The sequence below is a fragment of the bacterium genome, assembly GCA_024228115.1.
Classification (GTDB): Bacteria; Myxococcota_A; UBA9160; order UBA9160; family UBA6930.
The window spans coordinates 23,406-39,285 of the sequence record JAAETT010000431.1 but is presented as its reverse complement, the minus strand read 5'-3'; the positions used below and the strand labels follow the sequence as shown (position 1 = coordinate 39,285).

General features: G+C 65.6%; 11 protein-coding genes. 4 read left to right on the top strand and 7 right to left on the bottom strand.

Going from position 1 to position 15,880, the window contains the following annotated elements; genetic code table 11:
* Positions 1 to 26 precede the first annotated feature (26 nt).
* The 6 genes from GY937_18940 to GY937_18915 form a co-directional block, all read right to left on the bottom strand.
* The gene (locus GY937_18940) at positions 27 to 1,022 is read right to left on the bottom strand and encodes a cation transporter (GenBank protein MCP5058783.1); all 996 of its coding nucleotides are present in this window, start codon (positions 1,020 to 1,022) and stop codon (positions 27 to 29) included.
* A 121-nt stretch (positions 1,023 to 1,143) separates the two neighbouring features.
* Complete coding sequence (locus GY937_18935) at positions 1,144 to 3,561, bottom strand: mechanosensitive ion channel (protein MCP5058782.1); 2,418 nt, start codon at positions 3,559 to 3,561, stop codon at positions 1,144 to 1,146.
* 70 nt (positions 3,562 to 3,631) lie between these two features.
* Positions 3,632 to 6,412: a cytochrome c, class I gene (locus tag GY937_18930; GenBank protein ID MCP5058781.1), complete on the bottom strand. Its 2,781-nt coding sequence runs from the start codon at positions 6,410 to 6,412 to the stop codon at positions 3,632 to 3,634.
* On the bottom strand, positions 6,409 to 7,833 hold the full coding sequence (locus tag GY937_18925) for an NADH:flavin oxidoreductase (protein ID MCP5058780.1): 1,425 nt from the start codon (positions 7,831 to 7,833) through the stop codon (positions 6,409 to 6,411). The genes GY937_18930 and GY937_18925 overlap by 4 nt, the downstream gene beginning before the upstream one ends.
* Positions 7,830 to 8,777 carry a dihydrodipicolinate synthase family protein gene (locus GY937_18920; protein MCP5058779.1) on the bottom strand — a complete coding sequence of 316 codons (948 nt, stop codon included), beginning with the start codon at positions 8,775 to 8,777 and terminating at the stop codon, positions 7,830 to 7,832. The genes GY937_18925 and GY937_18920 overlap by 4 nt, the downstream gene beginning before the upstream one ends.
* A complete protein-coding gene (locus GY937_18915) occupies positions 8,774 to 9,433 on the bottom strand; it encodes a TetR/AcrR family transcriptional regulator (protein MCP5058778.1) in 660 nt (219 codons plus the stop codon). The genes GY937_18920 and GY937_18915 overlap by 4 nt, the downstream gene beginning before the upstream one ends.
* A 39-nt stretch (positions 9,434 to 9,472) precedes the next feature.
* On the opposite strand from GY937_18915, the gene GY937_18910 reads away from it, so the two are divergent.
* The 4 genes from GY937_18910 (at position 9,473) to GY937_18895 (ending at position 13,951) form a co-directional block, all read left to right on the top strand.
* Entirely contained in the window at positions 9,473 to 10,870 is a 1,398-nt protein-coding gene (locus GY937_18910; protein MCP5058777.1) for a hypothetical protein, read from the top strand.
* A complete protein-coding gene (locus tag GY937_18905; GenBank protein ID MCP5058776.1) occupies positions 10,867 to 12,240 on the top strand; it encodes a divalent metal cation transporter in 1,374 nt (457 codons plus the stop codon). Before GY937_18910 ends, GY937_18905 begins: the two co-directional genes overlap by 4 nt.
* A gap of 144 nt (positions 12,241 to 12,384) precedes the next feature.
* Positions 12,385 to 13,572, top strand: coding sequence for a mandelate racemase/muconate lactonizing enzyme family protein (locus tag GY937_18900; protein MCP5058775.1), 1,188 nt, complete (start codon positions 12,385 to 12,387; stop codon positions 13,570 to 13,572).
* 88 nt (positions 13,573 to 13,660) lie between these two features.
* On the top strand, positions 13,661 to 13,951 hold the full coding sequence (locus GY937_18895; protein MCP5058774.1) for a DUF1330 domain-containing protein: 291 nt from the start codon (positions 13,661 to 13,663) through the stop codon (positions 13,949 to 13,951).
* Here GY937_18895 and GY937_18890 read toward each other — a convergent pair.
* Positions 13,948 to 15,768, bottom strand: coding sequence for a DUF3604 domain-containing protein (locus GY937_18890; protein MCP5058773.1), 1,821 nt, complete (start codon positions 15,766 to 15,768; stop codon positions 13,948 to 13,950). The two genes, GY937_18895 and GY937_18890, sit on opposite strands and share 4 nt — an antisense overlap.
* Positions 15,769 to 15,880 lie beyond the last annotated feature (112 nt).

Sequence of the window (15,880 nt, the reverse complement as noted above, 5' to 3'; positions counted from 1 at the left end):
TGTAAACCCCGTCCCCGCTTGTTGACTTATTCCAGGTGGCGTTCGACGACGGCGTCTTCGCGGACGGCCTGGTTGCGGTCGAGGGGTAGCCGGCTCTCGAACGTGGAGCTGCGGACCGGGCAATCCTGCATCGCACAGCCCTTGCAGTAGGGCGGGCGGCACGGATCGAAGTGGACCACCACGTCCCCAGCCCGCACGTCGTCTCGAAGGGCATGCTCTACGGAATCGTGGATGCCGTGGAGTTGGTCGGCATCGAAGTAACGCGGGACCACCAGATGCAGATCCGCATGAACGTCAGCACCCGCGCGCCAGGCACGCAGGCCGTGCACGTCGATCCAGCCTTCATTTCGCTGCTCGCTGAGCGTTGTCGCCAGGCGTTCGAGCAAGTCGGTATCGGCCGCGTCCATCAGGCCCGCGGCGGCATCCTTCGCCAATAGCCAACCCTGTCGCAAGACGTGGGCAGCCACGCCCAATGCCACCAGCGGATCGAGCGGCGCCCAACCCGTGGCCCAGACCGCCGCCATGCCGACGATCACCCCGGCACTCGTCCAGACATCCGCGAGGACATGCTTGCCATCCGCCACCAGGGCGGCCGAGTCGGTCCGGCGTCCGGTTCGCACCAGATAGATGCCGAGCCATGCGTTGGCGACACTCGCCCCCACGACCAGCTCGAGCCCGAGGCCGATCCGCTGAGGGATGGCGCCGGAAATCAACGCTTTCGCGGCCTCGATGGCGATCAACACTGCGGCCACGGCGATCAGTGCGCCTTCGATCCCCGCAGAGAAATACTCGACCTTCCCATGGCCATAGGGATGACCTTCGTCCGCCGGACGAGACGCCACGTAGAGGCTGAAGAGCAGAAGCACCGCGGCAACGACATTGACCACGGACTCCATGGCATCCGCGAATACGGCGGCGGAGCCCGTGACGATCCAGGCTGCCAATTTGGCGGCGAAGACCGACGCACCGACCGCGGCCGACGCCCAACCCGCCCTCAACCGTTCCCGACGATCCGCTCCCATTCCGGCAGGGTAACGATGTCAGCACCCGATGGTTGAAATCGAATTCCGGGTTCAGGAAGGGCCCGACGGGCTCCCGGTGCAGCACGGCGACGTGCAGTGCGTCGCCAGGACGGCACTTCGCTCACTCCGCCTCTTCCGGCTCCCCTTGCGATGCCGCCTCGAGAGGTGTGCGAAAATGGACATCCCGTTGGGGGAACGGGATCTCGATTCCTGCTTCCGCCAGCGCCGTGTTGACGGCCACGTTGATATCACTTCGTGCGGGCATCCAGAACTCCGGATCCCGCACCCAGGCGCGAAGTTCGAAGAGAAGCGCGCTGTCTCCGAACCCGGTGAAGAGGGCGGCCGGGGCCGGCGTCTCGAGCACCTCGCAATGCTGGCTCGCCGCCTCGCGCAGAATCGCTTGCACGACCTCCGGATCCGTCCCGTAGGCCACACCAAACTCCATGTCGATACGGCGCCGCCGATCGGAGAGCGTCCAGTTGATGACCTGCTGGGAAACCAGATCCGCATTGGGCACGATGATCTCCGAACCATCCCAGGTACGGATCGTGCTGGAGCGGGCTCCGATGCGGCGGACATCTCCGTGGACCGTGCCCATCTGCACCGTGTCGCCAACCTGCACCGGACGCTCGAACAACAGGATCAGCCCGGACACGAAGTTGTTGACCACGTTCTGCATGCCGAACCCGATTCCCACACCCAGCGCACCGATCACGATCGCGAGCCGGTCCCACTCGATGCCAATCGCTGAGAAACCAACCCACAGGCCCAGCAGCATGACGCCGTAGTGCAACATCGTCGAGAATGCGTTCGGTACGCCCCGCTGCATCCGAACCCGGGGAAAGACCTCCTCCTGGAGCACGAAGCGGAGCAGCTTTGATATCTGGACGGCGAGAAAGAGCACGACGACCAAGAGCACGGGATCGCCCAGGCGGAGTTCGACCTCGCCCAGATGGATCGGCGTCGTGAGGAGCGAGGAAGCCACCCCGTAGGCCGCCTCCCGAATGCTGAACAGATCCAGGGAGAGGTGGAGCCAGATCAGGGCGGCTGCCCACGCCATACCGCGTCGCGCAGCGCGTTCGACACGCCGCGGATGCAAGCGGATCATGCGCACAGTCGTCGCCCAACTGCTCCCCAACGAGATGGCGAGGAAGTTGCGAGCCACCTGTAGAACGCCAACGACCACGACGCCCAGATAGGCCGAATGGAACACGCCCTCGCCGAGAACCCGGGACAGCTCCACATACCCGAGCACGTTCCCGAGGATCGAAACCAGGAGCAACGCCACCCCCAGCCGCGTGACGCCCCACAAGAGGAACGGGCTCGTGAGCTGCCATGCCTCGTCCCTCTCGAGGCGCTTCGGGCGCAGCATCCAGAGCAGGATGCAGAGAGCCGCCACCAGCTCGACCAACAGGAGGCAGCGCTCGAGAAGCTCCAGAGGTTCGAGGATTCCCCGCATGCGATCGAAGACGTAGAACCCGGCCAGCCCGATCAGCGCGGCATGGAACCGCCGGGGGACCGCCACCGAAAGAACCCGCAAGGCCGGCACCAGAAACACCAGGCCCATCAGCTCGACGACGGGGCGCGGTACCCCGGGTGTGGTCAGGGCCGCAACACCAAGGCCGGCGATGAGCGCCATGGACCAGGGTCGGCGAAGTAGCAACCTGCCACGCTCCCGCCGGGGATCGTCTTCAGGCCAGCTCCGTGCGCGCACACGGAGCCCGAGGATCAATGCGAGCGCACCCAACACCAAGCCAGCAACCCGGCCACGGGGCGCATCCGGAGCGCGCCACCACTCACCGAACGCCATGAAGTCGCTGCCGGCCGATGCGCCTGCTTGCACCATCAGCGGCTGTTCACCCTCGCCGAGATCCAATGCCCACAAGGGCGGAGCTTCGGCATCGAGCAGGCTCGCCCGCCGTGATTCGCGATACGCGCGGAGCTCACCTTCCGCCTCCGCGAGGCCCGCCTCCAGGCCCGAGAGTTCCTGCTGCAACGCAAACAGGCGACCCAAGCTGTCCGAAACGAGCTGATCACTCTCGTCGAGGCCCGCCAACGCCGCCTGGACAGCAATCTTCACCTCGCTGGGCGCGGGGGTCTCCTGTTCCTCCGAGAGGGTCGCCTCCCACCGACCTCGCCGCTCGATCAGCTGGTCTCGGGTCGTCTCGAGAGACGTGAGGCGTCGGTCCAGGACCTCTCTCCATGCGGCCGCGAGCCCGACGCGCTCGAACCAGGCCTGCTCGAGGTCGATGACCCGGGCCCGGCTCGGGAGCTCGGCGAGCGACTCGCTGAGCTGCTGGCGTGCAGGGACGAGATCCCGGCTGGCTTCACGTACTTCCTCGCGCAATCGATCGACCGCGGGATCCGCCACCGCGAGCACGCGAGCGTCGGCCTTCAGCCGCGCCAGGGCCTCGAGTTCATCTGCGACTTTCGACAGCTCGAAGGGTTCGGGCGCAACCGGCTCGTCCGGAGGCTGCGCATAGGCCGAAGCCGCCAAGGCATGGAGCAGGACCAGGACCAGGAGACGCTTGCACTGCACATCGGGAGCTTGCCTGATCGGAGGCAGCGCGTCAGCTAGGAAGAAAACGCCCCACCTGCGTGCGTCGGGCCTACTCGACCCGCGAGATCGGGAAGGTCGTCCCCTCGCGCGTGACGCTGGCTGAGCTGACCCCGCCTTCCTCGTCTTCCTCGAACTCGACGGTGATGCCCTCGCCGATGAACAAGCCCAGGTCGACCTCGGCGAGCGGAGCCCTCCCTCCTTCGCGCATTCCGATCGAGAGGGTCGAGGCGTCTCGCTGGATCAGGATCTCGAATGCCACGATCGGGACGCTGTAGAGGCCGGCATAGCGGTCGAGCCTGTGATCGACCTCCAACTCGATGAGCTCCGCTGCCGTCCATGGGAGGGTACGCGCGTCCGTAGCCGCGCGAATCTTCGCCACCGAGGCCGGCGCGACGGGCTCCTCCGCGTGCCCCCAGGAGCGGCGCAAGTGCGTGAGGACGCCTGCCAGGCCGTCGTCGTCGAAGCGCGGATCGTACCGATGCCCGGGCATGGTGAGATTCCACTCTTCGTCGCGGATGCGGATCGGCCCGGTCAAACCACCGAGAGCAATACGCACCAACCACGCATCGGAATCGCGTACCCATGGCGAGCCGACCAGGCTCGGCGCGAGCCCCACGGTACCTTGCCCCTCGGCGCCATGGCACGTCCCGCAGCTCATCGCATAGAGTTCGGCACCCCGCTCTTTGCGTTCCTGCTCCTCGGCTGTGAGCGGCCGCGCACCCCCGGGCCGGGGATCCCCGGGCCACGTGAAGTGGCGACGAACACGACGCAGAACGGACTGGGCGCGCTCGGGTCTGTCCGGATTCGCATCGAACAAGGGATGGGGCGCCGACAACGCCACTCTGCTCGCGCCCGGGCTTCGCTGCGCCGTCTCGATCCCCTCGAGCAATGACACGGCCAAGTCGTCTCCATGCCTCGAATCGATCAGATCGAGAAGCTCGGCCGCGGCGTTCGGCGGCGCATCCGCAGCCTGAGCGGCGAGATGGGCTGCCCCCGCGAGCTTGGCCAGCCATTCACCAGCTCCACGATCGGAATCGATTTCCTGCCGCAAGGCCACGAACTCGACGCCAGCCAGGCTCGAGATCACGGCCTGCTCCTCGAGCGCGTCGCCCTCTCGCCCGGCCCGGAGAAGAACGTCCAGCGGGCGCTGCGCGGGCGAAGCCGCGCCTAACGAGTGGAGCGCCTGGATCCTGATCGTCGCGTCGGGATCCGAGACGAAGGGCAAGAGGGTTTCGACCGCCCCAGGATCATCGAGAAGCGGCTCACCGACGCGAATGGCCAGCTCACGGAGCGACGCATCCGCATCGGACAGGGCGCGTCGCCAGGTCGCCAGATCCAGGCCGTTCATCTGGTCGAGGGTCCGCAGCGCATGCTGTCGACCCATCGGACCGAAGCTCTCGAATGCGCGGAGCGCCTGAACCGCAGCAGGCGCAGCCTCGAAGATCAGGCGTCGTCCCGCGCGATCGCGGACCCAGCCGTTCGGGTGGTCGAGGCCGGCGAGTTGGTCTTCCAGGGCAGCCAAGGGAGGCGGCTGGAACGTGATCGGCCGATCTTCGCGCACGACCCGCCAGATGCGTCCCGTCGCACCCGGCGGCTCGAGATCGTGCTTTTCCACGTAGGCGCGAAGATGATCGGAGACATAGTCCGCGTGCTGGATCACCCCTCGGTACATGTCGATCAACCAGATCGAGCCGTCGGGGCCAAAATCTGCGTCGACCGGCCGGAAGCGTTCGTCCGTCGAGGCCAGGAACTCCCGTTGGCCCCATTGCTCGTCAGGATAGAGCCGATGCTCCGCGCGTAGTGTCGTGCCGTCCCGCTCGACGGCGAAATGCGCGACGGCGGAGCTGCCGGGTTCCGGAACGAAGGCATCACCGACGAATTCCGGGCCGTATTGATCTCCGCGCTGGATCGCCAGCCCGCTGACTGCCGTCGGCCCAGCCTGACGACCGTCGCTCCGCAGGGTGCCGCGCAAGTAGGCGCGGTTCAGGCCTGGAGCCACTCGGATGCCGAAGACCTGTTCGCCTCTTGCGAGATCGATGTTCACTCCGGGCTTCGGGACGGCCGCGGCCGACGCGGGCTGCCGCATGGCATAGTCCCCCGAGATCGAATCACCGTAGAGAAACCCGGAATTGTGGTTGTAGTAGAGACGGCCCTTGTCGTCCTGGGCGATTCCCCACTGGCCGCGAAAGACCGTGCCTTGAATCTCGATCGTCTCCCCATTCAACTGAAACCGACGATCCGATTTCGCGTTGTAGATCCATCCATCCAGGCCCGCGAGCAGTCCGTTCTCCTGATGCTCGGGATTGCCGACGATGGCGTACTCCGTAAGGCGGATCTTCTCGTCACACGCGCGGTCGCCGTCCTGATCCCTGCACAGCCACAGGTTCGGCGGCTCACCGACCAGCACACCCTCCGGAAGCACCGCGATCGCTCGCGGCATCACGAGTCCATCCAGGAAGACATCGCTGCGATCCATCCGCCCGTCGCCGTCGGTGTCTTCCAGCAAGACCACACGGCCAACCGGACGATCTTCCCCTCTGCCGTCGATGTCCGGCATGAAGCCGCGCATCTCGATCGCGTAGAGCCGACCCTCGTCGTCCCAGTCCATCGCCACGGGATCGACGACGAGCGGCTCCGCGGCGACGAGTTCCACGCGGAAGCCGGGCGCCGTCCTGAACGTTTCAAGCGCCTGCTCGGGCGAGAGGACCGGTGACGGTGGAACCTCGATGCGGGCCAGGATCTCGCGCGGATCCGGCCCTTGCCACCATTGCCAGGCAAGCACGAGAACGATGCCAAGGCCGAGCAGGACCCAGAGCAACCGTCGCATCATGACGCGGAACCTTTCGCCTGGCGTTTCATGTCGGCCAACTCATGGGCCTCGGCGCGACGCTTGTAGAACGGATCGATCGGGTAGCAGCCTGAGATCAGGCCACCGCGGGGGGCGGTCGTGCAATCACTGAATGTCCGACATACGAGTGGCCGCTTCAAAGGCTGGCCCGACAGGACGTCTCTCGGCAACTCGGGATACGAGAGCACCATCCGGCCGAGACCGATCACGTCGGCGCCGCCTCGCCCCACCACCGCCTGGGCCACATGGGGAAGCCACTCCTGGAGATACGTGTAGCCGGAGCCCACGAAGCAGAGCTCCGCATGGCGGCTCTTGAGCTCCGCGGTGGCTCGCAACTGGCGTGCGACACCCACCAGGGGATCCTCGGGCGGGCGGTATCCATCGGAGGGCGGATAGAAGGCGGGGCGTTGGATGTGTGGGTTGTAGTAGGGGCTACCGGCGGTCGTACACAGGAGCGTCACGCCTGCATCGCCAAGCGCGGTCAACAACGCATCGGTCTCGTCCAGGTCCAGCCCCAGGCCATCCTGACTTCCGCCGAAAGGTCGTTGGGCGGAGGGTTCCGGACGGCCAACGCCATCCTCACCTGCGCGAAACGGATGGAGATCGAAGATCGAGAGCCGCACGCCGATCGCCAGCGCAGGGGCCTCGCGCTTCACCGCCTCGATCGCTCGCAACAAGAAGCGGGAACGTCCCTCCAACCCGCCGCCGTAGGCACCCGGCCGTTCTCGGGCGGCGAGCAACTCGTGGCCCAGATAACCGTGGCAAGCCTTCACATCGACGAAACCGAAGCCGGCCTCCTGCGCCAACTTCGCGACCGCGGCGTAGTCGCCGATCAAGTCGTCGAGCTCCGTGTCGGAAAGCAAGGCCGCATCCGAACGGATGCCGACTCGCTCATCGAGCACCGGGTGGCGGAAGGCGACGCGCGGGGCTGGCAGGCCTTGGGGCCGGGCGAAGCGGCCCGAGTGCGTGAGCTGGAGGCCCGTCAGAAGATCTTCCGATCCGGCTGCGTGTTCCTCGTGAGAAGCCACCAGCAGGTCATGCAGCTCGACCAGGTCCTGCCCGCTGTTCGGATTGCGGGACAGTTGATTCGGATTGGCACGCCCCTCGGGCCGAATGGCGTACGCCTCACCGCCCCAGATGAGCTTTGCACCGCTCGTTCCGAAACGCTGCCAACGGCGTCGCACCAAGTCGGTCGGCCTTCCGTCGGCGGTCGCGTCCCAGCCTTCCATCGGCAGGATGGCAAAGCGGTTGCCTAGCGTTCGGCCTGCGACCTCCAACGGCTGCGCCAGAGGCCCGTCGGGTACGAGCTCCTCGTCGAGAGGAAGCTCGATCCCGAGTTCCTCCAGATAGGCTTCGAGCTTTTCCAGACTTCGAAGGCGCGAGAGCTTGCGGGGCTCGGTCACAGGTAGGCCTCCAGCCGCCCGGCGATATCCGCCAGCGCCGCGCGGTCGCTTTCGGGACGCTCCGGGGAACCCGAATGGGTACGGCTGCTTGCGATGCGACCACGAAGTTCGAGAAACATGGCAGCGTCGTGTTTGTAGGCTGGCACGGGGTCGCGAAACGCGAAGCAGCCCAGGTATTGGAGCAGGTCGTTCAGCTCGTAGAATGCGGGATCCCGGGCTTCCCAGAAGCGGTCTCGCAATGCGAAGTGCTCGGGCGAGAAGGCCGAGAGCCCGAGCAGGTAGTCGCTGCCGTACATGACCATGTCGATCGCCAGGTCGTTTCCTGTCAATACGAGGAAGTCCGGCCGCCGGACATCGCGCAGCGTCAGCCGATCCCATTCGAGCTGGCGTGAGAGCGACGAGTGTTTGGCGCCGATGCACTGCGGAATGGCCATCAGCTCGGCGTAGGCCTCGAGATCGTAGATGCGTCCGTAGGGCACGAACATCGAGCCGAGTTCGAAACCGATGAAACGATCACTCGTGCGTGCCAACCCTGCATGGGCGCCGGCCCATTCCGGCCCGTCTAGCGACGTCAGGCCATTGGAGGGAAAGACGACCGGTATTCCGCCGCGAGATTCGATCGCGTCCATGGCCGCGGAAGTCGCGTCCGGGTTCCAACCATCTCCGGCCTGGTCGCGAACATGGGCCCCCGCCACGAAGCCCTCGCCGTGAATGGACTTCGCCGTATCGAGCACCTGGTGGCGGGTTGCATCGTCGAGCAATTGCACATAGCCGGTGTCCATGTTCACTGCAGGCGTGAGCCCCGCCTCGGCCGTCTGGGAGAGCAACGCGCGATAGCCCTGCCAGTCGATCTCCCCCGCCTCTGTGATGGGCAACAACACGGCCGACATGCCGCGGATCTTTCGACCGGGCCGCACCCGCTGGCTCGGATGGATTTCGCTCACGAGACGACTGCCGGGCGCAGGTATCCACGCACGACGTCCTGCACATGGGTACGCCGCGCCTCCTTCTCGCTCTCGGCGAGGAGGTCCCGCTCGAAGACCGTGCCCAACGTGTATGCGTTGGAGAGATAGAAGTAGCCGAGAGCAGCAATGGAGATGTAGAGCTGGACCGGGTCGACGTCCGCACGGAAGTCGCCGCGGGCGACGCCTCGTTCGAGGATCTCGCCGATCCGATCGACCAGAGGGTGATGAAGGGCGCGAACCTGCTTCGAGCGCTTCAGGTGACGGGCCCGGTGAAGGTTCTCGCTGTTCAACAATGTGATGAACTCCGGATGCTCCAGGAAGTAACCCCAGGTGAAGTCGACCAGCCGCTCCATCGCCTCGGGCGGGCTGTGGGCCTCGAGCTCCAGGGCCTCCTCGGCGCCCCGGATGTCGGCATAGGCCTCCTCGAGGACGGCGAGGAACAGGGCCTGCTTGCTCCCGAAGTAGTGATACAGGAGGGCCTTGTTCACGCCGGCTCCTCGGGCGATCTCGTCGACGCGAGCACCGCCGAGGCCCTGGGCTGCGAACGCCGCGGTGGCGGCGGCAAGGATGCCAGCCCGGGTGCGCTCCGCGTCTCGCGGCCTGTAGGGCAGCTTTCGGAGGGTCTGAGCCGGCATTGCGCCTATATAACCAAACAGTTAGTTATATGCCACCTCATGGAGATCCGAATCCAATCGGTGGCCTTCGCCGGGCAACTCCTGCGCGCCCGGATTCCCTTCCGCTTCGGAAAGGTCACGGTCACGGAAGCGCCCCTGATCACGGCCCGGGTGGAAATCGCAGACGGCGACAAGCTGACCCTCGGGCATGGCGCCGACCTGGCGGTACCCAAGTGGTTCGAGAAGGACGCCCGGAAAACCGCCGGGCAGGACATGAGTGAGCTGTTCGCGAGCGCTTTGCGTGCGGGCCAGGCTTTCGAAGGTCGCGAGGGAACGGCCTTCCAGGTCTGGCGCGACGCCCACGCGAACGCCACGAGCCTCGTCGACGGTTTCGGCCTCGCGTTGGTCGAACGGGCGATGCTCGATGCCGTGTGTCGATGCGCCGGTATTTCCTTTCGCGCGGCCCTCGAAGCGGACTTGTTCGCATTCGACCCGGGAGCGCTGCTGCCCGAGACGGCCGGGATTGGCAGCCCTGCCCTTCTCGCTCCCAAGCCACCGTCCCATGTCTTGCTGCGACACACGGTCGGCGGCCTGGATCCGCTGACCCGTGGCGACGTGACTGCCGAACTCCGCGGCGACGACGGTCATCCGGTTGCGCTCGAGGAAGACATCCAACGCTTCGATCTGCGCGCGTTCAAGCTGAAGCTCGGCGGGGATCCGGCGACGGATCTGCGCCGGTTGACGGCGATCTCCCGGGTCGTCGCCGAACACGCCAGGCCGGGCCCGATCTTCACGCTCGACGCCAACGAGCAGTACGCCAACCTCGGCGAGTTGGCGCGCCTGCTCGAGCTGTTGACGACGAACGCGGATGGCCGCGCCATCCTGGACGGGCTCGCCTACATCGAGCAACCCCTACCGAGGGAACAGACCTTCGACCCGGCCAGTGCAGACGACGTACGTGCAGTCTCCCAGACCGCCCCGCTCCTGATCGATGAGGCCGACAATTCCATCGACGCCTTCTCCCGTGCCCTGGCAATCGGCTACCAGGGTGTCTCGGTGAAGAACTGCAAGGGCGTGTTCCGCGCCCTGGCGAATCGCGCACTCTGCCTCACACGCGGGGGCGGCGCGTTCCAGACCTCCGAGGACCTGACGAATCTTCCCGTCCTCTCCCTCCAGCAGGATCTGACGACCCTTGCCGCCCTGGGCTTGCCGCATACCGAGCGCAACGGTCACCATTTCTTTCCGGGGCTCAGTGTCGTCCCGCCGGAAGAGGCCGAAGCCGCCCTGGCGGCCCAGCCCGATCTCTATGAGCGTCAGGCTGGACGCATCGTGTTGAAGATCCGGGAAGGCCAGCTCTCTCTTGATTGCCAACACGCAGCGGGCTACGGCTGCCACTCGCCGATCTCCTGGAGCGAGCGACTTCCGCTCGACCGCCTGGAAAGGGAACTCCCGAAGTGAGCGAGCCGGCACCCGACGAACGTTGGCAAGGATTGCGCATGGCGAGCCCGCCGGATCCGGTGGTGCTGGATCGCGAGCGGGAGTTCCTTGCAAAGCTCTCGGAACAACCCCTGGCGACGCGTGCACGCGGCTACCTGCGGATGCTCGGCCCGGGCTACATGCAGAGCGCAATGACCCTCGGCGGCGGAACCGTCTCCTCCGCACTCTTTGCCGGTGCCATCTTCGGCTACCAGCTGCTCTGGGTCGCACCCATCGCCATGGCCCTGGGCATGGTGATGTTGACCGCGATTTCCTGGCAAACGCTCTCGACCGGACGCCGGCCCTGGCCGGCCATGCACGAGCACGCCGGCCCCTTCTTCGCCTGGGCCTGGGCACTCGGTGCACTGATCTCGTCGATCATCTGGCAATTCCCTCAATACGCCCTGGCCTCCGCGGTGCTCGTCGATCTGGGCGATCTGGCCGGCATGAAGGGCCTCTCACCCGTGCTGACCGGCGGCCTCATCCTCGTCGCCGCCGTTTCCGTCTCCAGCATGTACGGGCGTTCGGAACGTTGGGTCCGTGCCTATGAGCGGCTCTTGCAGACGATGGTCTGGGGCATCGTCTTCTGTTTTGCATGGGTCGTGTTCCAGACCGGCATCACGGATTGGGACGGACTCTTCCGCGGCTTCTTCAGCTTCCAGATCCCCGACGAACGCAACGGCATCGCCGGAGTCACCCTGATCCTGTCGGGCGTGTCGGCTGCGGTGGGCGTGAACATGGTGTTCCTCTACCCTTACACACTCCTGGCCCGCGGCTGGGGCCGCGAGCACCGCGAGCTCTCCCAATTCGATCTGCTGCTCGGAATGTTCGTGCCCTACACGATCGCGGTCAGCCTGGTCGTGATCGCCACCGCCAACACCCTGCATCTCGACCCGGCCTACGAGGGCGTGCGCCTCTCCCCGGTCCAGGCGGCCCAGGTACTCGCCGAGGGTGTGGGCCCGGTCGCAGGCCGCCTCGTATTCGGCCTCGGCGTGCTCGGCATGGCGTTCTCCTCGATCACACTTCAGATGCTCACTTGCGGCTTCGTCGGTGTGGAACTCCTGGGCCTCAGCGTCGGCAGCTGGCAGCATCGGCTCGCGACCTGGCTGCCCGTGCCTGGCGTCCTCGGCTGCGTCTACTGGAGTGACATCGCCGTCTGGGTCGCCGTGCCCACCAACATCATCTGCGGGGTCTTCCTGCCCGCGGCCTACCTGGGCTTCTGCCTGCTCCAACGCAGCCGCGCCTACCTGGGAGAAGACCGCCCCTCGGGCGTGGGCGGCGCACTCTGGTTCGCAGCGATGCTCGGCGTCACGATCTTCCTGATCGTGTTCCTCGGCTGGTACATCTCGTAGGAGGTCGGAGAGCAGCATGTGATAGGATAGGTGTGCTCCGACCCACCCGGCCGATCCATACCCCGGTACGTCACCGATCAGGGCGCATTCCCTCCCCGCCATCCAGAAGCCCGCCGAAGTTCCGACGCAGACAGGAGAACAGCCATGAAGCTCGTTAGCGCGAAGGCCTATGCCATCCAGACCCCTCCGCCGAACCTGGGGGGCATCTTCTGGTACTTCGTCCGACTCGAGACCGATTCCGGCCTCGTCGGCTGGGGGGAGTGCGCGGTCCTGTTCAGCATGTACGGCCTCGATCGATCGTTCGCCCAGTTGGTCGAAGACAACTTCGAGCGGTACCTGAGGGACAACGACCCGCTCAATCGCGACGCCTTGACGAAGCGGATGTACGAAGGGCTCACGAGCAACAACGCCGGCTACTTCGCTTCGGGCATCATCAGCGCCTTCGATGTCGCGATGTGGGACATCTGCGGGAAGCATTTCGATGCGCCGGTATGTGATCTGCTCGGCGGGCGGTATCGGGAACGGATTCGAACCTATACCTACATCTATTCCAACGTGGGCGAGGGCGATCTCGCGGCTGCCATCGGGGAGTGGAGAAGCAACCCGAAGGCGGTCGCCGAAGCGGCTCGTCGGCTCGTCGACGAGGGATTCACGGGCGTGAAGCTGGACCCGATGCCCTACGCGCCGCCGGGCATGGGAGAGATCTCGCCGATCGAGTTCTCGCTCCAAGACTACGACAGCGCTGAAGCGACGATCGGTGCGATCCGGGAGGCCGTGGGCAACGAGGCGGACATCCTGATCGGCACCCACGGCCAGATGACGCCCTCCGTCTCCCGAAGGCTGGCGAAACGACTCGAACAATTCGACCCCCTCTGGCTCGAGGAGCCCTGTCCGCCGGAGAACGCGGAGGAGATGGCCCGCATCGCTGCGAGCACGACGATTCCCGTCGCGACGGGCGAGCGGCTGGCGTTCATCCACGACTTCCACCGCCTCTTCTCGCAGGGTGCCTGCGCGTTCGCGCAGCCGGATCTCGGGAGCTGCGGCGGAATCTCCGGAGCTCGACAGATCGCCGCGCTGGCGGAGGCACACTACGTGCTGATGGCGCCCCACGTCTGGGGCGGGCCGATCATCACGGCGGCTGCCCTTCAACTCGATGCGGCGATTCCCAACTTCCTGATCCAGGAGAGCATCCACAAGTCCGGGCTGTTCTTCGACGAGCTCCTGAAGGAGCCCTTCGTGTGGGAGGACGGCGACCTGCTGCTCCCCGAGCGGCCGGGCCTGGGCGTCGAGATCGATGAGAAGAAGCTCGAGGAGTATGCGATCAAGCGATGAGATGTCTCGTCGCGCGCGACGTGGCCTGCAACGGACCGCGGTCCGAAGCAGGAACCAGAACCACAGCCAGCCTCAGAGGAGAGCCGCAATGCCCGTGTATGTCGTAGCCCAGGGCCGAATCGAGAACCGCGAGATGCTCGACCAGTACGTGAGCAAGGTGATTCCGACGATCACCGCTGCGGGCGGTCGGATCCTCGGCTTCGACGAGACGCCCGAGATGATCGAAGGCGAGGTCGAGCACCCGCGCACCGTGATCGTCGAGTTCCCCAGCCAAGAGGCATTCCGCACCTGGTACGACTCCGCCGACTACCAGGCGATCCTCCCGCTCCGCCTCGATTCGACGCCGGGCACGCTGATCGTCGTGAACGGACTTGGCTAGGGCGTGTACCAGATCGGCGAGGTGTAGGCGCGGTCCTGGACCGCCATGGGTGCATCGACTGTCACTTCGGTGCCCAGGCGTAGTGCGTCGTAGGCCGTCCAGCGGGGCGTTGGGATCTGCACCACCCGGGCGTAGTAGAAGGCGCGCTGTGCTGGATCGAAATCCGGATCCTGCCAGTAGGAAGCCAGCTGGGCCTCGCCGATCGTATTCGTGTACGTGGTCCCATCCACCGTGGACCCGGTCTCAGCCGCCACGCGGACGTCATAGACCCGCTCCTTCAGCTCACCTCCCTTGTCGATCCAGCCCTTCACGACCTGCGATCGCTCCAGGTTCGCGCCGCTCGGATCCTTCAGCGCCAGGATCAGGAAACCGGGCGCATCACCGGCCCTCTCGGGCAGATCGCCTCCCATGGGCACGCCCTTCTGATAGCCGGTTCGCACACTTTCCGGGCGCAGTACATCCTCGGCCTCGAACGTCCAGCCACCAAAGAAGCGCACGCGCATGCGGGGCCCGCTCGTTGCGTAGACCTCCTTGCGCATCATCGCGTCGAAGATCGCTTCCCGGGTGTTTTCCGTGGCCCAGACACCCGCGTAGCCCGACGCCACCTGCTGCCAACCCATGATGTCGAGTTCTTTGCCACCGGCAGAAGGAATGAACGTCTCGTTCGTCCTTTCCCGCCCCGGCTCGACCAGGACCGCCTTGCCCCAGAAGTTGTTCTCAGCCGCGGTCGCCAACGAAGTGTGGCTATCGGTACTTCCGATCATCCCGAACTTGAACGGATTCACACCCGTCGCGACCCCGAGCCTCAGGCCCGACTTCAGTGCGGAGCGGGCGTACTCGTACTCGAGCATCTCCGGCGTCTTCGGAATCGAACCGGCGACATTCAAGTTGCCCTTGTCCCAGGTCTCGAAGGACGCCAACTCATCATCCGGCGAGAGCAGCGGATGGGTCTCGCCATCCCCCTTGATCTGGGTCACCTCGACCAGGGGCTCCCAGCGCGCGCGCCGCGAGGCGTAGGCCCGCCCGATCGGCTGTCCACTCGAATCCTCGACGGCGAACATCCGGCCATTGCTGAGATTCGCGTTATGGGGAATCGCGAGAATCTGGCCTCCGGTCTTGGTTTCGTATTTCTGAAGAAAGGCCCAGAGGTCTTCGGGGCGTTCCCCATCGAACGCGGAGACCGGCGTCATCTGCCCGGCCGTCTCGGCGCCGTCCCGGTAGACCACGACCCGATGCAGGTTGTCGCCCTTGGGCATCGAGGTCCATTCGTAACCGATCAGGGCACTGAAGACACCGGGTTGATTGTGCCGATCAGCCAGCGACGTAATCTCGTTCCAGATACCGCGCTTCACCTCTTCGTTGGCGAAGATCGGCTCATTGCTCGCCAGGGAACCGATCAACTCCTCCATGATCTTGCGGGCAACATCCTCACCACCCGACAGCGCATCGTAGATGCGTTTGCCGGCAGGATCCGCGAGCACCACCGGATCCTTGGCCCGAAGCTTCGGCAGGACACCCATGTACTCGGCGTGATCGGAGACGACCAGGAAATCCAGCGGCCGATCCAGCTGCACCGATTGGCCCGTGCTGGACGTGACGGTCTCGCCCCTGGCGAAACGATAGGCCTCGCCCGGGTGAAGCCGGGTATTGCCCATCGTGCTGGCATCCATGCTGAAGGAGCTATGGACGTGGGTATCGCCCCAGAGGAGATCCTGGGGGTAGCTTTCGCCGGCGTACGGCGAGTAGTTCGGGCTCTCGGCCCCCGCTGCGACAAGGCTGCCAAGCACGACCGCGATTGCGACCAGGACTCGATTCATCATGAGTGCCTCCCTGCGGGATGAGAGCACAGCTCCGCCTGTGTTCCCATCCCGAATCTCTCTTTCAGCTCTTGCCCCGGGCCTTGTAGGCTAGGAACGGTCGAAGAGGAGA